At 64.7% G+C, this 20934-nt stretch carries 20 protein-coding genes; 5 read left to right on the top strand and 15 right to left on the bottom strand.

Annotated elements, in window-relative coordinates; all coding sequences use genetic code 11:
* Positions 1 to 12: 12 nt before the first annotated feature.
* The 13 genes from CKO25_RS00090 to mnmG all read right to left on the bottom strand — a co-directional run bounded on the left by CKO25_RS00090 (position 13) and on the right by mnmG (position 11646).
* A complete protein-coding gene (locus tag CKO25_RS00090; protein ID WP_200385882.1) occupies positions 13 to 435 on the bottom strand; it encodes a F0F1 ATP synthase subunit epsilon in 423 nt (140 codons plus the stop codon).
* Positions 436 to 468: 33 nt separating this feature from the next.
* Positions 469 to 1851: a F0F1 ATP synthase subunit beta gene (gene atpD / locus CKO25_RS00095; protein ID WP_200385883.1), complete on the bottom strand. Its 1383-nt coding sequence runs from the start codon at positions 1849 to 1851 to the stop codon at positions 469 to 471.
* A 130-nt stretch (positions 1852 to 1981) separates the two neighbouring features.
* Positions 1982 to 2845 carry a F0F1 ATP synthase subunit gamma gene (atpG, locus tag CKO25_RS00100; RefSeq protein ID WP_200385884.1) on the bottom strand — a complete coding sequence of 288 codons (864 nt, stop codon included), beginning with the start codon at positions 2843 to 2845 and terminating at the stop codon, positions 1982 to 1984.
* A gap of 124 nt (positions 2846 to 2969) precedes the next feature.
* The gene (gene atpA, locus CKO25_RS00105) at positions 2970 to 4511 is read right to left on the bottom strand and encodes a F0F1 ATP synthase subunit alpha (protein ID WP_200385885.1); all 1542 of its coding nucleotides are present in this window, start codon (positions 4509 to 4511) and stop codon (positions 2970 to 2972) included.
* Positions 4512 to 4524: 13 nt separating this feature from the next.
* Positions 4525 to 5064, bottom strand: coding sequence for a F0F1 ATP synthase subunit delta (locus CKO25_RS00110; RefSeq protein WP_200385886.1), 540 nt, complete (start codon positions 5062 to 5064; stop codon positions 4525 to 4527).
* Between the two features lie 9 nt (positions 5065 to 5073).
* Entirely contained in the window at positions 5074 to 5544 is a 471-nt protein-coding gene (locus CKO25_RS00115) for a F0F1 ATP synthase subunit B (protein WP_200385887.1), read from the bottom strand.
* Positions 5545 to 5623: 79 nt separating this feature from the next.
* On the bottom strand, positions 5624 to 5857 hold the full coding sequence (gene atpE, locus CKO25_RS00120; protein WP_200385888.1) for a F0F1 ATP synthase subunit C: 234 nt from the start codon (positions 5855 to 5857) through the stop codon (positions 5624 to 5626).
* A gap of 55 nt (positions 5858 to 5912) precedes the next feature.
* Positions 5913 to 6779, bottom strand: a complete 867-nt coding sequence (atpB, locus tag CKO25_RS00125) for a F0F1 ATP synthase subunit A (protein WP_200385889.1) — start codon at positions 6777 to 6779, stop codon at positions 5913 to 5915.
* Positions 6780 to 6789: 10 nt separating this feature from the next.
* Complete coding sequence (locus CKO25_RS00130; protein WP_200385890.1) at positions 6790 to 7170, bottom strand: ATP synthase subunit I; 381 nt, start codon at positions 7168 to 7170, stop codon at positions 6790 to 6792.
* Positions 7171 to 7274: 104 nt separating this feature from the next.
* Complete coding sequence (locus CKO25_RS00135) at positions 7275 to 8207, bottom strand: ParB/RepB/Spo0J family partition protein (protein ID WP_200386296.1); 933 nt, start codon at positions 8205 to 8207, stop codon at positions 7275 to 7277.
* 121 nt (positions 8208 to 8328) lie between these two features.
* Positions 8329 to 9117, bottom strand: coding sequence for a ParA family protein (locus CKO25_RS00140; protein WP_200385891.1), 789 nt, complete (start codon positions 9115 to 9117; stop codon positions 8329 to 8331).
* A gap of 7 nt (positions 9118 to 9124) precedes the next feature.
* The gene (rsmG, locus tag CKO25_RS00145; RefSeq protein WP_338115029.1) at positions 9125 to 9775 is read right to left on the bottom strand and encodes a 16S rRNA (guanine(527)-N(7))-methyltransferase RsmG; all 651 of its coding nucleotides are present in this window, start codon (positions 9773 to 9775) and stop codon (positions 9125 to 9127) included.
* Positions 9772 to 11646, bottom strand: coding sequence for a tRNA uridine-5-carboxymethylaminomethyl(34) synthesis enzyme MnmG (gene mnmG, locus CKO25_RS00150; RefSeq protein WP_200385892.1), 1875 nt, complete (start codon positions 11644 to 11646; stop codon positions 9772 to 9774). The genes rsmG and mnmG overlap by 4 nt, the downstream gene beginning before the upstream one ends.
* Positions 11647 to 11729: 83 nt before the next feature.
* On the opposite strand from mnmG, the gene CKO25_RS00155 reads away from it, so the two are divergent.
* From CKO25_RS00155 to CKO25_RS00170, 4 genes are all read left to right on the top strand, one after another.
* The gene (locus CKO25_RS00155; protein ID WP_200385893.1) at positions 11730 to 12674 is read left to right on the top strand and encodes an AAA family ATPase; all 945 of its coding nucleotides are present in this window, start codon (positions 11730 to 11732) and stop codon (positions 12672 to 12674) included.
* On the top strand, positions 12671 to 13708 hold the full coding sequence (locus CKO25_RS00160; protein ID WP_200385894.1) for a DUF58 domain-containing protein: 1038 nt from the start codon (positions 12671 to 12673) through the stop codon (positions 13706 to 13708). The genes CKO25_RS00155 and CKO25_RS00160 overlap by 4 nt, the downstream gene beginning before the upstream one ends.
* Positions 13677 to 15698 carry a transglutaminase TgpA family protein gene (locus tag CKO25_RS00165; RefSeq protein ID WP_338115030.1) on the top strand — a complete coding sequence of 674 codons (2022 nt, stop codon included), beginning with the start codon at positions 13677 to 13679 and terminating at the stop codon, positions 15696 to 15698. The genes CKO25_RS00160 and CKO25_RS00165 overlap by 32 nt, the downstream gene beginning before the upstream one ends.
* A 122-nt stretch (positions 15699 to 15820) precedes the next feature.
* Complete coding sequence (locus tag CKO25_RS00170) at positions 15821 to 17365, top strand: B12-binding domain-containing radical SAM protein (protein ID WP_200385896.1); 1545 nt, start codon at positions 15821 to 15823, stop codon at positions 17363 to 17365.
* Here CKO25_RS00170 and CKO25_RS00175 read toward each other — a convergent pair.
* On the bottom strand, positions 17337 to 17696 hold the full coding sequence (locus tag CKO25_RS00175; protein ID WP_200385897.1) for a hypothetical protein: 360 nt from the start codon (positions 17694 to 17696) through the stop codon (positions 17337 to 17339). The two genes, CKO25_RS00170 and CKO25_RS00175, sit on opposite strands and share 29 nt — an antisense overlap.
* Before the next feature lie 69 nt (positions 17697 to 17765).
* Between CKO25_RS00175 and CKO25_RS00180 the strand changes: the two genes are divergently transcribed.
* Positions 17766 to 18812: a GNAT family N-acetyltransferase gene (locus CKO25_RS00180; protein WP_200385898.1), complete on the top strand. Its 1047-nt coding sequence runs from the start codon at positions 17766 to 17768 to the stop codon at positions 18810 to 18812.
* 22 nt (positions 18813 to 18834) lie between these two features.
* Here the strand turns inward: CKO25_RS00180 and CKO25_RS00185 are convergent, their stop codons facing one another.
* Positions 18835 to 20721 carry an AMP-dependent synthetase/ligase gene (locus CKO25_RS00185; RefSeq protein WP_242467232.1) on the bottom strand — a complete coding sequence of 629 codons (1887 nt, stop codon included), beginning with the start codon at positions 20719 to 20721 and terminating at the stop codon, positions 18835 to 18837.
* Positions 20722 to 20934: the final 213 nt, after the last annotated feature.

Below are 20934 nucleotides of genomic sequence, written 5' to 3' on the forward strand. Positions count from 1 at the left end.
GCGCAGGGCCGCCTAGCCTTTCATCTTGCGCAGTTTCTCGATCGCACGAAGCTGTGCGATGGCCTCGGCCAACTCGACCTGTGCCTTAGCATACTCGAATTGCGCAGTCTGGCCCGCGAGCGATTCCTCGGCGCGCCGCTTGGCATCGAGCGCGGCGGCCTCGTCGAGATTCGCGGCGCGGATGGCCGTGTCAGCGAGTACCGTCACCAGGTGCGGCTGCACTTCCAGCATGCCACCGGAGACATAGAAGTGCTCTTGTTCGCCCTGCTCGTTCTCGACCCGCACATCACCCGGTTTGAGACGGCTGATGAAGGCGGTGTGACGCGGTGCGATTCCGACCTCGCCAAGCTCGGCGGTGGCATACACCATCGTTGCCAAGCCCGAGTGAATGGCCCCTTCGGCACTCACGATGTCGACGTGGATTGTCATGGCCATGATGATGGACCTCCGTTAATGCGCCAGGCTGTCTCAGCTGCCCATCTTCTCGGCCTTCGCAACGGCCTCTTCGATGCCGCCGACCATGTAGAAGGCCTGCTCTGGCAGATGATCGTACTCGCCACTCACAATCGCCTTGAAGTCCTTGATGGTGTCCTTCACCGACACATACTTTCCCGGTGATCCGGTGAAGACCTCGGCGACGAAGAAGGGCTGGGAGAGGAAGCGCTGCATCTTGCGCGCCCGCGAGACGGTGAGTTTGTCCTCGTCGGAGAGCTCGTCCATCCCCAGGATCGCGATGATGTCCTTGAGTTCCTTGTAGCGCTGCAGCGTTCCTTGAACGGCACGGGCGGTCTGATAGTGATCCTGACCGACCACGTTGGGATCCAAGATCCGACTCGTGGAGTCCAGCGGATCGACCGCCGGATAGATGCCGAGCTCGGCGATCTGACGCGAGAGCACCAGGGTGGCATCGAGATGCGCGAAGGTGGTCGCCGGCGAGGGGTCCGTCAAATCGTCCGCAGGCACGTAGACGGCCTGGAAGGAGGTGATGGAACCGGTGCGGGTCGAGGTGATGCGCTCCTGCAGCGCGCCCATCTCGGAGGCCAGGGTTGGCTGATAGCCCACCGCGGAGGGCATGCGCCCGAGCAGTGCCGAGACCTCGGTGCCCGCGAGGGTGTAGCGATAGATGTTGTCGATGAAGAGCAGGACGTCACGGCCTTCCTCGCGGAAGAATTCGGCCATGGTCAGGCCGGTCAGGGCGACGCGCAGACGGTTGCCCGGGGGCTCATTCATCTGGCCATAGACCAGCGCGACCTTGTCGAGAACGTTCGACTCCTTCATCTCATGATAGAAGTCGTTCCCTTCGCGGGTCCGCTCGCCGACGCCGGCGAACACGGAGAAACCGGAGTGCTCGGCCGCGATGTTGCGGATGAGCTCCATCAGGGTAACGGTCTTGCCGACACCGGCACCGCCGAACAGGCCGACCTTACCGCCTTTCGGAATCGGCATGATGAGGTCGATGACCTTGATGCCGGTCTCGAGGATCTCGGTGCTGGCCGCTTGATCCTCGAAGGCCGGGGGCTCACGGTGGATCGACCAACGCTCCTCGGAACCCACCTCGCCGAGTTCATCGATCGGGTTCCCCAGCACGTCCATGATCCGGCCGAGGGTCTTTTGACCAACCGGGACCTGGATCGGGGCTCCGGTCGCAACCGCGGGCAAGCCGCGTTGCAGACCGTCGGTCGAACCCATGGCGATCGCCCGCACGATCCCGTCGCCGAGCTGTTGTTGGACTTCCAGGGTCAATCCGGTCGCTTCGATCTTCAGGGCCTCATAGACCTTCGGGATCTCGCCGCGCGGGAATTGCACGTCGACGACGGCCCCGATGATCTCCACCACGTTACCAGCGCTCATACTCTTTTCCTCTCATGCCTTGCGGCCAATAGCGATTCTGTCTGGACTCGCGTCCCGGTGAGGGACGTCGAGGGTCACCGGCGGTCGGCTCAGGGCATCCGTCGCATCGACCTCGGGTCGCGCGCGGCGCTCAGACGGCGGCGGCACCACTGACGATCTCGGAGATCTCCTGGGTGATGGCTGCCTGGCGGGCCTTGTTGTAGACCAGCTGCAATTCGCTGATCAGGTTCCCCGCATTGTCCGAGGCCGACTTCATCGCGACCATCCGTGCGGATTGCTCACAAGCGCCGTTCTCGACGACGGCCTGGTAGACCAAGGATTCGATGTAGCGTGTCAGGAGTCCATTCAACACGGTTCGCGCATCCGGCTCGTAGATGTAGTCCCAGCGATGGGGCATCTCGGCCTGCTCTTCGCCCACGATCGGAACCAGCTGTTGGATCGCCGGGCGCTGCGTCATGGTGTTGATGAACTGGTTGCTTGCGATATAGATGGCATCGAGTTTTCCGGCCTCGAAGGCGTCGAGCATCACCTTGATGGGCCCGATCAGATCCTCGATGTGCGGCTTGTCACCGAGATGGGTGACCTGCGCGAGAACCTCCCCGCCGAACCGCTTGAAAAAACCGAGTGCCTTGGTGCCGATCGTGCAGAAGGCGGGTTCGGCCCCGGCCGCGCGCTTCTCCTTGATGTCGATCACCAAGCGCCGGAACAGATTGCTGTTCAGGCCGCCACAGAGGCCACGATCGGACGACACCACGATGTAGCCGACCCGTTTCAGTGGCCGCTCGATCGCCATGAAGGAGTGGCGATACTCGGGGGTTGCGCGCGCGAGATGGCTGATGACCTGCAGCATCTTTTCGGAATAGGGTCGTGAGGATGCCATCCGGTCCTGCGCTTTGCGCATCTTGGATGCCGCCACCATTTGCATGGCGCCGGTGATTTTCTGCGTGCTTTTGATGCTCGCGATCTTGGTGCGGATTTCTTTGGCGCCTGCCATGCTTGAGCTCCCGGCCTTCGATCACCGGCCGCCAGTCTTGTCTCCGGGCGCGGTGGGGTAATGATGCAGTCCTGAGCCGCCGTGGTTGGGCTGCCCGCGGTGGGAGCCCAACCTTGGCATCCGACTACCAGGTGTTGTTTGCCTTGAAGTCTTTCAGGGCCTCATGCATCGCGGCTTCGATCTCCGCGTTGAAGTCCCCGGTCGAGTCAATGCGCTCGAGCAGGGCCGACTGGGCGGATTTCATGTAACTTTGCATCGCCTGCTCGAAGTCGACGACCTTCTTGACCTCGACGTCATCGAGGTAGCCCTCGTTGGCGGCGAACAGCGACAAGGCCATCTGTCCGACGCTCATCGGCGAGTACTGGAACTGCTTCATCAGTTCGGTGACGCGCTCACCGCGCTGCAACTGTTTGCGCGTCGCCTCGTCGAGATCGGATGCGAACTGCGAGAAGGCCGCCAGCTCACGATACTGCGCGAGGGCCAACCGAATCCCACCACCAAGCTTTTTGATGATCTTCGTCTGCGCCGCGCCGCCGACACGTGAGACCGAGAGACCGGCATTGATGGCTGGGCGGATGCCCGCGTTGAAGAGGTCGGTCTCGAGGAAGATCTGACCGTCGGTGATGGAGATCACGTTGGTCGGAACGAACGCGGACACGTCACCGGCCTGCGTCTCGATGATCGGGAGCGCGGTCAGTGAGCCCGTCTTGCCTTTCACGGCCCCGCCGGTGGCTTCCTCGACATAGTGCGCGTTGACCCGCGCGGCCCGCTCGAGCAGGCGCGAGTGCAGGTAGAAGACGTCCCCTGGGTAGGCCTCGCGACCCGGTGGGCGGCGGAGCAACAGCGAGACTTGGCGGTAGGCCCAGGCTTGCTTGGTCAGGTCGTCGTAGACGATCAAGGCATCCTCGCCCTTGTCACGGAAATACTCGCCCATGGTGCAACCGCTGTAGGGGGCGATGTATTGCATCGCCGCGGACTCAGCGGCGGCCGCGGCCACGATGATGGTGTGGTCCATGGCGCCATGCTCTTCGAGCTTCCGCACCAATGCCGCGATCGAGGAATTCTTCTGCCCGACCGCGACGTAGATGCATTTTACGCCGGTGCCTTTCTGATTGATGATGGCATCGACGGCAACGGCGGTCTTTCCCGTTTGCCGGTCGCCGATGATCAGCTCACGCTGACCGCGTCCGACGGGCACCATGGCGTCGATGGCTTTCAAGCCAGTCTGCACGGGTTCGTCGACCGATTGGCGCGCGATCACGCCCGGGGCAACTTTCTCGATGGGTGAGGTTCCGGCGGCCTGAATCGGACCCTTGCCGTCGAGTGGATTGCCCAGTGAGTCGACAACACGACCGAGCAAGCCTTCACCGACGGGCACTTCAAGCACACGACCGGTGCAACGAACCCAGTCGCCTTCGGTGAGGTGCGTGAAGTCACCGAGCACCACGGCGCCGACCGAGTCGCGCTCGAGATTGAGCGCCAAGCCAAAGGTGTCGCCGGGGAATTCCAGCATCTCGTAATACTTGGCGTCCGAGAGGCCGTGCACGCGCACGATGCCATCGGTCAGACTGACGATGGTGCCCTCGGTGCGCGCCTCGGTCTGGAGATCGAGTTTCTCGATCTTCTGTTTGATGAGATCACTGATCTCGGAAGGATTCAGTTGCATGGCGGTGTCCCGTTCAGAATTGCAGTGCTTGAGCCAGTTGCTGGAGCTTCCCGCGGACCGAGTCGTCGATCACGACGTCGCCGGCACGGATCTCGATCCCACCGATCAGCGCGGTGTCGGTCTCGACCGTGATGTCCACGCGGCCGCCGAAGCGTTTGGCGAGAGAGGCCGCGATGGCAGCCTGCTCGGCGTCGGTGATCTCAAACGCGCTGCGGATCAGGACATTGGTGACACCCTGATCGGCGATGCGGCTGGCTTCGAACAGTCGTGTGATCTCGGGCAGTGCGGCCAGCCGGCGGTTGTGCGCGAGCAAGCTCAGAAGATTGGCAGCCTCCGGCGGAAAGTCATCACCGCAGACATCAAGCACGAGCTTGCGGGTGCGCTCGCGCGGGACGTTCGGATTGGCGATCTGCTCGGCGATCCTTGGATCGGACACGATCGCCGCCAGGGTCTGCAAGGCGACCGACCAGGTCTCCACCTGACCGACCTCTTTCGCGCGCTCGAATACGGCCTCGGCATAGGGCCGTGCGATGGTGGTGATGTCTCCGGCCATGGGCGGTCCTTAAAGCTGCTTGGCGAACGAATCGACGAGGCCTCTATGCGTGTCGATATCGATCTCCTTCTGTAGGATCTTCTCCGCGGCGGCCACGGCGAGCGAGGCGACGCGCTCGCGGAGTTCTTCGCGGGCGCGATTGGTCTCGCGATCGATTTCGGCCTGAGCCGCCGCGACCACGCGTCCGCTCTCGTCACGGGCGTCGTTCTTGGCTTCCTCGATGATTTCGTTGGCCCGCTTCTGCGCCTGCGCGACGATGTCGGCAGCGGTGGTCTTGGCCTCCTTGATCAGAACCAACGCGCGCTGCTCACCGAGCTCTTTTTCCTGGTGACCGCGTTCGGCGGCGGCGAGACCTTCGGCGATCCTCATCTTGCGATCGGCAAGCGCCGTGACGATCGGTGGCCACACGTATTTCATGCAAAACCAGACGAACAGCGCAAAGGCGATCATCTGGGCGAACAGGGTTAGATTGATATTCATACCTAAGCCTCGTGCCTAAACCTCGGGGCGCTGCTCGCGCAGCGCGAGCGACGCACTCCCGACCGGAGCCGGACCTTGTTCAGGCGGCAAACATCACGTAGAGGCCCATGGCGATGGAGATGACCGGCAGCGCGTCGGTCAAGCCCATGACGATGAAGAATTGCGTGCGCAACATCGGGATCAGTTCGGGCTGGCGCGCGGCACCTTCGAGGAACCGGCCGCCGAGTACGCCGATACCCACACCCGCGCCGATGGCACCGAGACCCAGCATCAGACCCGCGGCGATGAATTGAATGGCTTGTGCTAATTCCATGGTTGTCTCCAGTCGTATGTCAAAGTGAGTTCTGGTGGTCGTGCAAGATCGCGTATCAATGCGTGTGATGCGCCATGTCCAGGTACACGATGGTCAACACCATGAAGATGTAGGCCTGCAGCGTGATGATCAGGACGTGGAAGATGGCCCAGGCGATCTGTAGCAAACCACCGGACAGCGCCATGATGAGGCCACCGCTGTACATGATCGCGATCAAGATGAAGATCATCTCACCGGCATAGAGGTTGCCGAATAGACGCAAGCCGAGCGAGAGCGGCTTGGAGAAGAGACTGATCGACTCCAACAAGAGGTTTGCGGGCATGCCCCATTTACCAAATGGCTGCAGGGTCAATTCAGCGGCGAAACCACCGGGGCCTTTCATCTTGAAGCTGTAATAGAGGATGAGGATAAAGACCATCAGCGCCATGCCAAAGGTCGCATTGGGGTCCGTCGTCGGCACGATCTTTAAATAGACATGATGTGGGTCGGCACCGAAGAGACTCATGAACTGCGCAAAGAGATGCGGGATCAGGTCGACTGGAACCAGGTCCATCAGGTTCATGAGAAAGACCCAAATGAAGATCGTCAGGGCGAGCGGCGCGACCATGGGATTCTTGCCGCTGAAGGAGCCGCGGACGTTCTCTTCCACGAAATCGATGATCCACTCGGCGAAGTTCTGTGCTCCCCCGGGGACGCCAGCGGTCACACGATCAGCAACCTTCTTGAAGAACCAGAGAAAGACGCCCCCGAGGAGCACCGAAAAGAACAGAGTGTCGACATGAATGGCCCAGAAGCCCATCTCGGCGGCCTCCGCGCTGTTGTGGGCGAAGCCGAATCCGTTCTCGGGATGAACGCCGAGCGTCAGGTTCGTGAGATGGTGCTGGATGTATTCTTGAGCGGTCAGGGTATCGGAAGAAGCCATCGATCAACTCTCACTTCGTGGTTCGTTCAGGCAATTGGGCAGCGATCAGTGGGGGAATGACCTGAATCGCCAGATAAGCACCAAGCAAGGCCGGTAGACTGAGGTCGTCCAGCGTCATGAAAGCAATGGTGAATGCGCCGAGGATCAGACCGAGCTTTGCCAACTCGGCGCCATAGATGCGCATGACCAGACGGCCCGGCTCCTGAGCACGGTAGCCGCGAAAGACCAGCGTTGCGAACAATGCATTAGCCAGGATACAGGCTCCAGCGCCGATAACGACCGAGAGCACGACCGAGGCTCCAAACGGGAGGGCGAACGCCACAGCCACCATGCCAAGGATGGTCTGGTATGTCAGGACCCGTTTGGCCTGGCGCACGTCCGAGTGTTGCATTGGATCGTCACGATATGGCTGAGCAAATTGCTCAAGCGCCGACATTATAAGCGTCCATCGATATTGGGGTCAACGTGCTGTCGGATTCATGGCGCCGAAGCCCATCATTTGATGTGCGAGAGAATCCCATCGAGTTCGTCGAGGCTGTTGTAGGCGATCACCAACTTTCCCGTGCCGCGCTGGCCGGGCTTGATCTCGACCCGAGCGCCGAGGCGGTCGGTGAGATCGCTCTGGAGCCGGCGAATATTGGGATCGAGGGCGGGGTCGCGCTCGCTGACCGGGGTCGGCTCCCCCGGTTGCTGGAGCCGACGCACGAGCCGTTCGGTCTCGCGCACCGACAGACCCGCGCGCACGACCTGAACCGCCGCGCGGACCTGCTCGGGTCCGCGCAGGCCTAGTAAGGCACGCGCATGCCCCATCTCGAGTAGGCCCTGCTCAAGGCGCTCCCGGACCTCGGGTTCGAGATCGAGCAGACGCAGGAGGTTCGTGACCATGGAGCGCGACTTGCCCAGTGCGTCGGCGATCTGTTGGTGCGTGAGTTCGAACTCCTTGAGCAGGCGTTCGAGGGCACCGGCCTCTTCGAGCGGTTTGAGGTCGGTGCGCTGGATGTTCTCGATCAGGCCGATGGCGAGCGCCGCCTGTTCCTCGACGTCGCGCACGATGGCGGGGATCTCGGCGAGTCCGGCCTGCTGGCAGGCCCGCCAGCGGCGCTCCCCGGCGATGATCTCATAGCGGTCGGTGGCGAGTGCGCGCACCAGGATCGGCTGGATCACGCCTTGGGCGAGAATGGAGTCGGTCAATTCACGCAGCGCATCGGGATCGAAATCGTGCCGCGGCTGATAGCGGCCGGGCTTGATCCACTCGATCGGCAGTCGGGTGATCCGCTCGCCGTCGGGCGTGCTGGTCGCGGTGCGGGCGTCGTCCGCGTCGGCGTCGGCGGCAACCGTGACCATGGGCGCGCGCGCGGCCCCGAGCAGCGCATCGAGGCCGCGGCCGAGCCCCTTTTTTTTCGGCGGGACGGTGTGCTCGTTATCCATTAGATTCGGTTGGGTCGTGATCAGCTCGAAGTGCGGTACCGAGGGCATCTCGGCGGGGTTTGGCGGGACGTCCGGCAGCACGGTGCTCGCCCTTGCGCGCGGGTCGGTTGCGCACCGGACGTCAGGCGGCGGACGCGCGACTCGCGCGCCGTCGCAGCACCTCGCTCGCGAGCGCGAGATAGGCGATGGCCCCCTTGGACGCGGGATCGTAGAGCAGCGCCGGCAGACCATGGCTCGGTGCTTCGGCGAGTCGGACATTACGCGGGATGATGGTCCGATACACCTGTTCCTTAAAGTGGGTCACCAATTGGGTCGAGACCTGATTGGCGAGATTGTTGCGCGGGTCGTGCATGGTGCGCAGGATCCCCTCGACCCGCAGTCGTTGGTTGCGGTTGGCGCGGATCTGCTCGATGGTGTCCATCAGGGCCGACAGACCCTCGAGGGCGTAGTACTCACACTGAATCGGGATCAAGACGCCATCGGCCACCACCAAGGCATTCACGGTCAGCATGTTGAGTGATGGCGGGCAGTCGATGATGACCAGGTCGTAAGCCTCGAGCGCGTGCTCCAGCACCCGGGTGAGGCGTAACTCGCGATCCTGCGAACCGATGAGCCCGACCTCGGCGGCGGTCAGGTCGGCATTCGCCGGGAGCAGATCGAAGCCGGGGGCCGGGTCGGCGACGCGACACAGACAGGCGGCCAGCGCACTGTCGCCGAGCAGGAGATCGCAGGTCGAATGGGTGAGCTGATGCTTATCAATGCCGCACCCCATGGTGGCATTGCCCTGTGGATCCAGATCGACGAGGAGGACGCGACGCTTCAGCGAGGCGAGCGAAGCGGCCAGATTGACCGCCGTCGTGGTCTTGCCGACGCCGCCTTTCTGGTTGGCAATCGCGATGATGTTGACCATGGTCGACTCAATCACTCCTTAGGACGAGCAGGTGACGTTCGGCGTCGAGGAACGGGATGCGTAGGGGCTCGATGCTCAGGGTGAGGTCCGCGTCGGTTGGCATCCGCGTGACCTCGGAGAGATCGCGACCCTTCATCAGAAGCACGCGACCAGGTCGCGCAAGCAACCCGTGCTGCAGGACCGGTTGCAGGTGGGCATAGGCCACGGCACGACTGACTATGGTACTGAAGTTTCGCCCCGGCCGGTATGTCGCGATCCGCGCCTGGACGGTTTCGACGTTCTCGAGGCCCAGTTCGAGTATCACCTGGCGCACGAATGTGAGCTTTTTGAGTTGGCTGTCGAGCAGCCAGAAGTGCCGCCGCGGTTCGAGGATGGCCAGCGGCAGCCCTGGCAGCCCCGCCCCGGTGCCGAGATCCAGCACGTGCTCCCCGAACAGGTACGGCCGCACCGCGAGACTGTCGAGGAGATGCCGCGGGATCATCGCGGCCGGCTCGCGCACGGCGGTGAGATTGTAGGCGCGATTCCAGTGCGCCAGCAGGGTGACGAAGTGCAGCAGGCGCGTGTGGGCCAACTCGTCGAGCGGTTGGCCGAGCGCCGTGGCGCCCTGGGTCAAACGCTCGGCGAGTTCAGTCGGTGCGGGGGGCGTGGGCGGGTTCACGCGCAGCGCCGTTTCAGATGGATGAGCAGCAGCGAGACGGCCGCGGGCGTCATGCCTGGAATCCGCGCGGCCTGGCCGATGGTGATGGGGCGGACCCGGTTGAGTTTCTCGCGTACCTCGCTGGAGAGTCCGCGCACCTGATCGTAATCGAGATCCGCGGGCAGGGCACGGGCCTCCTGGTCACGTTGACGTGCGATCTCATCCTGTTGGCGCTCGATGTAGCCCTGATAGCGTGCTTGGATCTCCAGCTGCTCGGTGACCTCCGCGCTTAGGGGCGCCGGCGGGGCGCCGGCCAGTGCGATGACCCCGGCGTAGCCGACATTGGGGCGGGCGAGCAACTCCGTGGCGCGGGTCTCGCGCCGCAACGGCTCACCGAGGATGCGCGTGCTCAAGTCCGGGTCGAGCCGTTCGGGACGGACCCAGGTGTCCTGGAGGCGTTGGCGCTCGCGTTCGAGGGCCTCGCGCTTGTGGGAGAAGTGCCGCCAGCGGGTCTCATCGACGAGCCCGAGCTGCCGGCCGGTCTCGGTCAGGCGCAGATCCGCGTTGTCCTCGCGCAGCAGCAGCCGGTACTCGGCGCGACTGGTGAACATCCGATAGGGCTCGGTGGTGCCGCGCGTGATCAAATCATCGATCATGACGCCCAGGTAGGCCTCGTCACGACGCGGTCGCCACGACTCTCGTTCCTGGACTTGGAGTGCGGCGTTCGTGCCGGCGAGCAGCCCCTGTGCCGCCGCTTCCTCGTAGCCGGTGGTCCCGTTGATCTGGCCGGCGAAATAGAGGCCCTGGAGGGCGCGGGTCTCCAATGATGGCTTGAGGTCGCGGGGATCGAAATAGTCATACTCGATCGCGTAACCGGGGCGGGTGATCCGGGCGTGCTCGAACCCGGTGATCGAGCGCACCAGAGCCTGCTGGATGTCGAAGGGCAGGCTCGTTGAGATGCCATTAGGATAGACTTCATGGGTCTGTAATCCTTCCGGCTCGACGAAGATCTGATGCGAGGCCTTTTCGGCGAAGCGCACGACCTTGTCCTCGATCGACGGGCAGTAGCGGGGACCGACGCCGGCGATCACGCCGGTGTAGAGTGGCGAGCGCGTGAGCCCGGAGTGAATGATCTCGTGGGTACGCGGGTTGGTGTGGGTGATGTGGCAGCTCACCTGCGGCGGGTGATCGGCGGCGCTGCCGAGGAAGGAGAACACCGGGGTGGGTTGATCGCCGGGTTGCTCGCTGAGACGGCGATAATCGATGGTGCGCCCATCGATACGCGGTGGGGTGCCGGTCTTCAGACGCTCGACCCGCAAGCCCAGTGCCCGCAGGCGGCGCGACAAGGCGTTCGACGGTGGATCGCCGGCCCGGCCGCCCTCATAGTTGGACAAACCAATATGAATGCGACCGCCGAGAAAGGTCCCGACGGTCAGCACCACGGCCTGCGCCTGAATCCGCAACCCCATTTGGGTCTCGACGCCGATCACCCGGTCCTGCTCGATCAGGAGATCCTCGACGCTTTGTTGAAAGAGAAAGAGATTGGGCTGATGCTCGACCGCGTGGCGCACGGCAGCCTTATAAAGGGCGCGGTCAGCCTGTGCGCGGGTTGCCCGCACCGCCGCGCCCTTGCTGGCATTGAGGATGCGAAATTGGATCCCGCCGCGATCGGCGGCGCGCGCCATGAGACCACCCAGGGCATCGATCTCCCGGACCAGGTGACCCTTGCCGATCCCCCCGATCGCCGGATTACAGCTCATCTGGCCGATCGTTTCGAGATTCTGGGTCAGCAGCAGGGTCTGGGCACCGCAGCGCGCGGCCGCCAAGGCCGCCTCGGTTCCGGCATGACCACCGCCCACCACCACCACGTCGTACGGATCGCCAAACACCATATCAGGATACTCAAGTCTATGACGGAGCGAAGTTTAACCCAAACGGGCGCGCCCTGGTCGTGGCCCCGGAGCCGAGCGTCGTGATGCGGGGCCCGCAGCGCTCACACGCGAGCGCCGTTCTGTCCGAGCAGCTCCTCACGGCGGCCGGCGCGGTGATCCTCGGCAAGGACCAGGAACTGCGACTCGCGTTCGCGTGCCTGATCGCGCGTGGACATCTCTTGATCGAGGACGTCCCGGGCGTCGGCAAGACCACGCTCGCCCATCTGCTCGCGCGCCTGCTCGGACTCGAGTATGCGCGCATTCAATTCACCAGCGACCTGCTGCCGGCGGATATCGTCGGGGTGTCGGTCTATGATCGCGCCACCGAATCGTTCCGTTTCCACCCGGGCCCGGTCTTCGCGCAACTGCTGCTTGCCGATGAGATCAATCGGGCGACCCCGAAGGCGCAGAGCGCGCTCCTCGAGGCGATGGAAGAGCGCCAGGTGACGGTCGAGGGCGAGACCCGCGCCCTGCCCGAGCCCTTCTTCGTGATCGCGACCCAGAATCCGCTCTTCCAGGTCGGGACGTTTCCGCTCCCGGAGTCGCAGCTCGACCGCTTCCTGATGCGCATCCGGCTGGGCTATCCGGCCGCCGAGCAAGAGAAGGCCCTGCTCGCCGGGGAGGATCGGCGCGCGCTGATCGAGCGCCAACAGCCGGTTCTGTCCCGTGCGCAATTGCTCACGCTCCAGCGGCTGGTCGAGCAAACCCATGCCGCGCCGGCCATTATCGACTATGTGCATGCCATTCTGCGCGCGACCCGCGGGAGCGAGCGCTTTCTGCATGGTCTCTCGCCCCGCGCGGGGTTGGGGATCCTGCGCGCGGCCAAGGCATGGGCACTGCTCGCGCATCGCGATTATGTCATCCCCGAGGACGTGCAGACCGTGCTACCAGCCTGCGTGGTGCATCGTCTGGTCGCCTCCGAACAGGGTGGACGTCTCGACGAGGAGTCGGTGGTCAGCACGATCCTTGAGCATATCGCCTTGACATGAGGACCAGGCGGGCACCCTCACCCCCGCCGGGGTGGCGACTGGGCTGGCAGCGGCTGCGCCGGTCGTTGCTGCGGGGGCTGTTGCGACGCATCCCGGCGGATGCCGATGGGGTTGCGCGCGTTGGGCGACGACGCATCTTCATCCTGCCGACGGCGAGCGGCCTGCGCTTCGCCGCGGTGCTCTTCGTGATGCTGCTGGGATCACTCAACTATCAGAATAACCTAGGCTTGCTATTCACCTTTTTCCTGGCCTCGGTGGCGCTCGTGGCCATGCATCACACTTGGTTCAACCTCTTGGGGTTGGGGGTGCGGGTCCGCGGCGGGGCCCCGGTCTTTGCGGGGGACGACGCCGTCTTCGAGGTCTTGATCGAGAATCCGGGACGTCGCAGCCGCTATGATCTGGTCCTGAGCTGCGCGGCGCGGCGGCTTGATGGGGTCGCGGTCGCGGGTGGGGACGTCGGCACCTTGCGCATCGCCGTGGCCGCGCCCCGACGGGGTCTGCTCGCCCTGGACGACATCCAGCTCGAGACCCGCTATCCACTGCATCTGTTTCGGGCCTGGTGCCACATCATGACGACCGCGACGACCTTGATCTACCCCAAGCCGAGCGCCTTCGCGCCGGTACCGCGGGCGGCCGCGGGCGATACCGAGCCGCGCCGTCAGCAGGGTGTCGAGGGGATGGAGGATTATCTGGGTCCGCGTGGTTATCGCGACGGCGACTCGCCAAAGCAGATCGATTGGAAGGTGTTCGCCCGTGAGCGCGGCCTGTTCGTGAAACAATTCGGTGGGTACGAGGGGCAGGAGGTCTGGATCGACTGGCGGGCGCTCAGGGTCACGGACCCGGAGGAACGAATCAGTCTCCTGGCGCGTCAACTCCTCGATGCCGCGGAGGCCGGCGTCCGCTACGGTTTGCGGTTGCCTGGAGTCCAGGAGTCGCCCGGTCGCGGTGATCTTCATCTCCAACAGTGTTTGACCCATCTCGCGCTCTACGAACCTGATGACGATGCGATCGATCCCACCATCCGAGCGGCCTGAGCGCCCGCAGATCCTCTGGATCACCCTCCTCTTGTGCGCGGCCGCGGTGCCACTGGGGTGGCATCTGGCACCCCAGATCAGCGCCTTTTTCCTGGTGGTCGTCGCGATCCGGCTGGCCGCGCTGCGCTGGCCGGCGCTGCTGCCAGGGATCTGGCCGTTGATCGGTCTGACTCTGATTGGCGTGGCCAATGCACTCATCACCTACCAGGGTTGGTCCGGTCAGAGTGCCGGGACCGCGCTCTTCATCTCGATGCTGGTGCTGAAGCTGATGGAGCTGCGCCGCAAGGGCGATCTTCGTCTGGTCGCGACCCTGATCGGTTTCCTCATCGTGGTGCAGTTCTTGTTCGACCAATCACCCCTGCTGGCGCTCTACCTCGCGGCGGTTGCCTTCGCGGTGGTGACCCTGCTGGTGGAGCTGAACATCGGGCTCGGCAGCCGTCGGCTGCGCGCCACCCTCGGGATCGCGGCGCGGCTGTCGCTCCAGGCCTTGCCGCTGACGCTGGTGCTCTTCGTTCTGTTTCCGCGTCTCAGTGCCCCGCTCTGGAGTCTGGGCCTCGACGGGGGACGGGGGATGACCGGGATGTCGGACAGCATGGAACCGGGTGCCATCAGCGAGTTGGTGCTCAACGGCGAACTCGCCTTCCGCGTGCGCTTCGACGCGTCCCCACCCTCGGCGGAACAGCTCTACTGGCGCGGGCCGGTGCTGTGGGAAACCGATGGGCGGCGCTGGACCCCGGGGAGCGAGGCGCTGCCCGATGCGGGCTTGCCGCACGCACTGGAGTCCGCCTCCGAGCATCTGCAATATGAGGTGACCCTCGAACCGACTGATCAACGCTGGCTGTTTGCCCTGGATCTCCCTGAGACGGTCCCCGCCGAGGCGCACCTGAGCCCGGACTACCAGTTGCTGGCACGTGAGCCGATCACCTCGGCGAAACGCTATGTCGTGACCTCCGCACTGGCTTACCGCACCGCGCCCGCGGATCCGGCGCGGCAGGCCGCCGGTTTGCAACTGCCGCCCAACATCACCCCGCGCATGCGCCGCTTGGTGGAGCGCTGGCGGGGGCAGACGCAGGACGACTGGGCCTTGGTGCAAGCCGCCTTGACCCATTTCAACCAGGAGGACTTCCATTACACCCTGCTGCCGCCCCGGCTGGGTGCGAATCCGACCGATGAGTTCCTCTTCGAGACCCGCCGGGGCTTTTGCGAACACTATGCCAACAGTTTCGTGGTCCTCATGCGCCTGGCCGGTATTCCGGCGCGGGTCGTGCTCGGTTATCTCGGGGGCGAACGCAACCGCGTCGGCGGTTATCACATGGTCTGGCAATCCGACGCCCACGCATGGGCGGAGGTCCTGATCGCGGGGCGCGGCTGGGTGCGGGTCGACCCAACCGCCGCGGTGAATCCGGCCCGGGTCGACAATCGGGGTGCCTCGCGGATGCTCGGTGCCAGTCCCTCGGTGCGCTTCACGCTCGAGCAGGCCGATGCCCTCGCCCGTTTCGCGCGCACCCTGCGGCTGTTCGGGGACAGCCTCGACGCCGCTTGGCAGGATTGGGTGCTGGGGTTTTCGATCGAGGATCAACTGGCGGTGCTGGAGCGCCTGCGACTCGGCGAACTGCGTGAATACGGTCTCGTCGTCCTGATGATCAGCACGGGCGCGCTGACCCTCGCCATCCTCGTCTTGGGCTCGATCCGCGAACGCCAGCGGGTCGCCCCGCTTGAGGCCGCCTACGCGCGTTTCTGCCAACGCCTTGCCCGGATCGGACTGGCCCGCCGCGCGCAGGAAGGGCCGCTGGATTATGGCCGACGGGTCAGCCGCGCGCGACCGGATCTGGCGCCAGATGTCGCGCGGGTGCTCGAGATCTATCTCCCGGCACGCTATGGACCGGCGCCCGATCCGCAGGCCGCGGCGGCATTATCGCGCCTGCTGCGGGCCTTCCGACCGCGGCGGGTCGCGCCGCGAGCGGTCCGACCGGTGTCGCCGATGCCGTGATCGGCGCGCTGTCTTCAAGCCGCCCGCGATGGCCGCTCTGTCCGCATCCGTGGGATCCGGGACGGCGTGGCGAGCCTCGCCAGCGTCCTTGCCTCCCACGAGCCTGAATCAGGAATCCTGGCATGTCCTCCGCCATCGTCCTCGCCACCTTGAATGCTCGTTATGCGCATGCCTCCTTGGCCTTGCGCTATCTCCGCGCGAATCTGGGTGCCTTGCGTGAGGTCTGTGTGCTGCGTGAGTTCGTCGTGGGGGTGGCGCCCGAGGCCGTGGTGAGAGCGTTACTAGCGGAGCGTCCGCGGCTGATCGGCTTGTCGGTCGCCATCTGGAATGTTGTCCCCTTAACGCGGGTCGTGACCATGCTGAAGGCGGTCGCACCGGAGGTCGTGGTCGTGCTTGGTGGGCCCGAGGTTAGCCACGAGGTCGCGGACCAGGAGATCTGCGCGCGCGCCGACTATGTGGTCACCGGCTGGGGCGAGGTGACCTTCGCGCGGTTGGCGGGCGCGATTCTCAATGGAGTCCGGCCCCTCGACCGGGTGCTGGCTGGCGAGCAGCCCTCGTTGGACCACATCATCCTGCCCGGGGCCGAGTTCTCCGAACAGGATTTGCGTCATCGCCGGCTCTATGTCGAGGCCTCGCGCGGTTGTCCCTTCCGCTGCGCCTTCTGTTTGTCCGCGCTCGACCGCACGGCCTGGCCGTTCCCAACCGCTCGGGTTTTGAGTGAATTGGGACAGCTCTACAGCCGCGGAGCACGTGCCTTCCGGTTCGTCGATCGCACCTTCAACCTCAATCTGGACCACGCGCTGGCGGTGCTGTCGTTCTTTCTGGAGCGGCTCGCGGCGGAGCCCGCGGAACCGCTGTTTCTGCATTTCGAACTCATTCCGGATCACCTGCCGGAACCGCTGAAGGCGATGTTGGCGGCTTTTCCCCCTGGTACCCTGCAGCTCGAGGTCGGTGTGCAGAGCTTCAATCCGAGGGTGCAAAGGCTGATCGCCCGTCGTCAGGACAATGCGCGCACCGAGTACCATTTACGCTGGCTGCGCCAGGAGACGCACGCGCATCTGCACACGGATCTCATCCTGGGGCTGCCGGGGGAGGACGTCGCCTCCTTTGCGCACGGGTTCGATCGGCTCGTGCGACTCGCCCCGCACGAGATCCAGGTTGGTCTCTTGAAGCGACTGCGGGGGACGCCAATCACTCATGACGCGGCGCGCTTCGGGATGCGCTTCCAAGCAATGCCGCCTTATGCCTTGATAGCCAACGATCTGATCGACGCGCCCATGCTGCAGCGGCTGGTTCGGTTCGCGCGCTACTGGGATCTGATCGGCAATTCGGGGCGGTTTACCCAGACGCTGCCACTGTTATTGGCCGCGTCGCCGTTCACGCGCTTCTTGGAGTGCGTGGATGCACTCTATGCACGCTTGGGCACCACCCATGGCATCGCCCTCGAACGACTCTATGAGGCCTTGCATGCCTGGTTGCTGGAGCACGGCGGTGACCCCCAGCAGATCACCGCCACCTTGCTCAGCGATTATGCGGCCAGTGGGGCCCGTGGTCAGCTTGGCTTTGCGCCCGAGCGCGTCCGTCCAGCGCCAGCGCGCCGGGAGGATTCCGCGACACCGGCCCGGCAACGCCGTCATCTCAGACCTCGGACGCGTTCCAATTGTTGAACGCGAGCAGCCAGGAGGAGAGCCCCGGGTTCGCGGCGCCCTGGGCCTGTAACGCCTCGCCGAGATCAATCATCAGGGAGCGAAATTCCCGGGTGTACTGGTTCCAGAGTGGCTCGGGTAACCCGGGGTTGTCGGCCATGGTCGCGGCGGCCAACGAGCCGGCACCGGCCCACCAGTCGTTCTGGTCGAGGGCACGGCGTCCGCGCTGCGGATCCTGCTCGAATCGTTCGACTTGATCCGCGACCCAGGCGGCACGAGGATGGTGCATGGCCTCGAGCAGCTCGGCGAGACGCGCCAGGGTTGCGAGGAGACGGGCATCGGATTCGATCATCGTGATCCCCCTGGGAATATCACTCGTTGAGACGATGGCGCACGGAATCTGGAGAAAAGGTGAAGAGCGATGCGGTCGGAATTGTCCATACGAACACTGCAGGAACGTGACTATCCCATCTGGAACCAGCTGGTCGCGGAAGCGGAGTGCGGGAGTGTCTACGCGCTGCCAGCCTATCTCGAGGTCCTCGCGCAGGTCACCGATGCCGACTTCAGGATCCTGGGCGTCTTCAAGGGCGATGAGTGCGTGGGTGGCATGCCGCTCTATCTCTCCCGTTGCGGATTCGGGCGCGTGGCCGCGAATCGGTTGCTGCTCTACTATCACAGCCCGGTGGTGCGTGATGCGGTCACCAAGAGTCCCGCGGAGCGCACCGCGCGCCAGCTGGCGATCCTCGCGACCCTTGAGGAGGCCCTGCGGCAGGTCGACTGCCTGCATCTGCTCTTGCATGTCCGCCATCCGCTCGCGGATCTGCGCCCGTTCCTGAACACGGCCTGGCAGGTCAGCCTGAATTATAGTTATGTGGTCGACATCGGGGATCTCGAGGTGGCCTGGTCGCGGGTGCATCGGAATCTGAGGCGCTTGATCACACGCGCCACGCGGCAGGGTTTGGTGGTCACTCAGGACGATGACTTCGAGAGTTTCTATCGGCTCCATCAGCAGACGCACGAACGCAAGGGTGCGCCCTTGTACCTGCCGCGCCCGGCGTTTCAAACCTATCTGCAACAGTTGCAGGCACGCGATCTCTGTCGGCTGTTTCACGCCCGCTTACCCGATGGGCGGGCCGTGGCGACCCAGTTGGTCCTGACCGGTCCGCATCCGGTGACCCACACCGTCTGCGCCGGTGCCGATGCCGCCTATCTCAACCTGGGGAGCACCCCCTTCTTGCGTTGGCGGGTTTTCGAGGCCCTCTCCGCCGCGGGGGCAAGGGCCAATGACCTGACCGATGCCGCGCTGAACGACGTGACGCGGTTCAAGAGTCAACTCGGTGGCGAGCTGGTGCGCAATACCCTGGTGACGCGCACCGGCAACCGGCTCTTCGGTCTCTACCGTTTCGGCCTGCGGGCGCGACGACGAACCGGTCATCTGCTCCGCCGCTGGCGCCTGCGTCGCCACTGAGCCGCGCTCGCCCCGGCGTCACTCAGTTGTAGAGTTCCGCGATGGTCTGCGCGAAACGGGCCTCCAAGGCCGGGCGCTTGAGCTTCATCGTGGGCGTGAGCAACCCTTCATCGATCGTCCAGGGCGTGAGGCTGAGGTGGAGCGCACGGGCCTGCGCATAGGCGGGAAAGGCCTCAAGGAGACGGTTCACACGGGTCTGGACCAGCGCGCGGATCGCGGGGCTCGCCAGTGCGGCCGGCATGTCGGGATCGAGACCCTGTGACTCGGCCAGCGCACGCCAAGGTGCGGGGGCCAGCACCAAGAGCACGGCGATGTAGGGTTGTCCCTCGCCGACCACCATGGCCTGATCGATCAGCGGGTCCATGGTCAAGGCGTTCTCCAGATCGGCAGGTGGAATCTTCTCGCCGGTGGAGGTGACCAGAATCTCCTTGAGCCGGCCGCGAATCGCGATCCAGCCGTCGCGGATCTCACCAATGTCGCCGGTATCCAACCAGCCATCCGGGTCCAGGACGGTTGCCGTGGCCTCAGGCTGACGCCAGTAGCCTGACATGACGTTGGGTCCTTGGACCTGGAGAACGTCCCCTGGGCCGAGCCGGACCCGCACTCCAGGGAGCGCACGGCCCACCCAGCCGGGTCTGAAGTCCGCGGGTGCGCAGTTGCTCACCACCGGTCCGGCCTCGGTGAGTCCGTACCCTTCGGTCAGGGGAAGGCCGAGACCGACGAAACAGCGGGCAACCGTTGCCGATAAGGGTGCCCCGCCGCTGACGGCGACCCGCATGCGCCCGCCGAGACGCGCGAGCACGGGAGCGGCGACGAGACGCTGTAGGAGACGCCAGCGCAGGCGATCCCACGCCTGCGGCTTGGGGCACCGATCTCCCGCGGCCTCGAAGCGTTGCCAGCCCAGCACCATCGTCTGTTCGAAGAGCCACCGCTTCAACCCGCGTTCACCGAGCTTTGCCTGGATGGCGTGGTAGATCTTGTCGTAGAAGCGGGGCACGGACAGCAGCACCGTCGGTCGGACACTGATGAGATCCTCGCGTAACTGAGCGACCGAGCGTGCATGGGCGACACGGCACCCGGCCATCATGGGGAGGTAATAGCCCACGGTCCGTTCGAAGGCATGCGCCAGCGGCAGGAAGGAGAGAAACACATCACTCGGCCGCGCCGGGATGCGCTGCAAGACCGCCGCAGCATTGGTTAGGATGTTGTGGTGCGACAGCATCACCCCCTTGGGTGGCCCGGTGGTCCCCGAGGTGTAGACCAGGGTCGCCACGGCATGAGGATCCACGACGCTGACGGGCGCTGAGGCGCTCGCGTGCTCATCTTCGCTGTGGGTCGGTAACCAGTCGGCGAGCCGGCGCACCCGTGGGTCGGTGGGTGCGCTGGCCTCGCCGTGCTGGCAGACCAGACGCTGCACGCGGGCCAACCCGTCCGGGTGCCGTGCGGCGATTGCCGCCCACCGCGACGCTTGATCCAAAACCAGCACACGGGCATCGGAGTCGGCCAGGATATGGGCGAGATTGCCAGGGCTATCGGTCGTGTAGAGGGGAACGGTGATCAGACCGAGCCCAAGCGACGCGAGATCGAAACACACCCAATCGAGGCCGTTCGGCAGACTGACGGCGACCCGATCTCCCGGCTCAAGGCCTTCACGCGCCAAGCCCAGCCGCCAGCGCGCCACCTGTTCGGCGAGGGTCTGCCAATCAAGATCTTGCCACCCGGCTGGGCCGAACACGCGATAGGCAACGCGCCGTGGCGTCAGTTCGACACGCCGCTGGAAGAGTCCCGGGAGGGTCCGGGCCTGCGCGGGTGAGATCATCTCCCCTGCGTCGACCGTCTCTTCGGGCTGCGCCGCGGCCACTGCTCCAGTGGCGTGGCGTGGTGTTGGTGGTGTTGCTCGCTGCGTCATCAGTGCCTCTCCGCGAGCGGGCCGTATCCTGAGCGGACTCGGCTGTCCGTGCGGGATGGGTGAGGCTGGACTCAGGCGGCCCGCCGCGTCCGTTGCGTGCGCTCACGCGGGTTCGGCTCACTGCGTATCGGGGTGAATGCCTCTGATCGGCGAGACCTCCAGACGGTCTTTGAGTGTGCTGCTGACGGCGCAGTGGCCAGGATTCATCGACTT

Source organism: Thiocapsa imhoffii (genome assembly GCF_016583985.1).
Classification (GTDB): Bacteria; Pseudomonadota; Gammaproteobacteria; order Chromatiales; family Chromatiaceae; genus Thiocapsa; species Thiocapsa imhoffii.

Excerpts from the sequence above, each read along its gene's own strand:
- CKO25_RS00090 (WP_200385882.1), bottom strand. The coding sequence starts at position 435 with ATGGCCATGACAATCCACGTCGACATCGTGAGTGCCGAAGGGGCCATT.
- atpD (WP_200385883.1), bottom strand. The coding sequence starts at position 1,851 with ATGAGCGCTGGTAACGTGGTGGAGATCATCGGGGCCGTCGTCGACGTG.
- atpG (WP_200385884.1), bottom strand. The coding sequence starts at position 2,845 with ATGGCAGGCGCCAAAGAAATCCGCACCAAGATCGCGAGCATCAAAAGC.
- atpA (WP_200385885.1), bottom strand. The coding sequence starts at position 4,511 with ATGCAACTGAATCCTTCCGAGATCAGTGATCTCATCAAACAGAAGATC.
- CKO25_RS00110 (WP_200385886.1), bottom strand. The coding sequence starts at position 5,064 with ATGGCCGGAGACATCACCACCATCGCACGGCCCTATGCCGAGGCCGTA.
- CKO25_RS00115 (WP_200385887.1), bottom strand. The coding sequence starts at position 5,544 with ATGAATATCAATCTAACCCTGTTCGCCCAGATGATCGCCTTTGCGCTG.
- atpE (WP_200385888.1), bottom strand. The coding sequence starts at position 5,857 with ATGGAATTAGCACAAGCCATTCAATTCATCGCCGCGGGTCTGATGCTG.
- atpB (WP_200385889.1), bottom strand. The coding sequence starts at position 6,779 with ATGGCTTCTTCCGATACCCTGACCGCTCAAGAATACATCCAGCACCAT.
- CKO25_RS00130 (WP_200385890.1), bottom strand. The coding sequence starts at position 7,170 with ATGCAACACTCGGACGTGCGCCAGGCCAAACGGGTCCTGACATACCAG.
- CKO25_RS00135 (WP_200386296.1), bottom strand. The coding sequence starts at position 8,207 with ATGGATAACGAGCACACCGTCCCGCCGAAAAAAAAGGGGCTCGGCCGC.
- CKO25_RS00140 (WP_200385891.1), bottom strand. The coding sequence starts at position 9,117 with ATGGTCAACATCATCGCGATTGCCAACCAGAAAGGCGGCGTCGGCAAG.
- mnmG (WP_200385892.1), bottom strand. The coding sequence starts at position 11,646 with ATGGTGTTTGGCGATCCGTACGACGTGGTGGTGGTGGGCGGTGGTCAT.
- CKO25_RS00155 (WP_200385893.1), top strand. The coding sequence starts at position 11,730 with ATGCGGGGCCCGCAGCGCTCACACGCGAGCGCCGTTCTGTCCGAGCAG.
- CKO25_RS00160 (WP_200385894.1), top strand. The coding sequence starts at position 12,671 with ATGAGGACCAGGCGGGCACCCTCACCCCCGCCGGGGTGGCGACTGGGC.
- CKO25_RS00165 (WP_338115030.1), top strand. The coding sequence starts at position 13,677 with ATGCGATCGATCCCACCATCCGAGCGGCCTGAGCGCCCGCAGATCCTC.
- CKO25_RS00170 (WP_200385896.1), top strand. The coding sequence starts at position 15,821 with ATGTCCTCCGCCATCGTCCTCGCCACCTTGAATGCTCGTTATGCGCAT.
- CKO25_RS00175 (WP_200385897.1), bottom strand. The coding sequence starts at position 17,696 with ATGATCGAATCCGATGCCCGTCTCCTCGCAACCCTGGCGCGTCTCGCC.
- CKO25_RS00180 (WP_200385898.1), top strand. The coding sequence starts at position 17,766 with ATGCGGTCGGAATTGTCCATACGAACACTGCAGGAACGTGACTATCCC.
- CKO25_RS00185 (WP_242467232.1), bottom strand. The coding sequence starts at position 20,721 with ATGACGCAGCGAGCAACACCACCAACACCACGCCACGCCACTGGAGCA.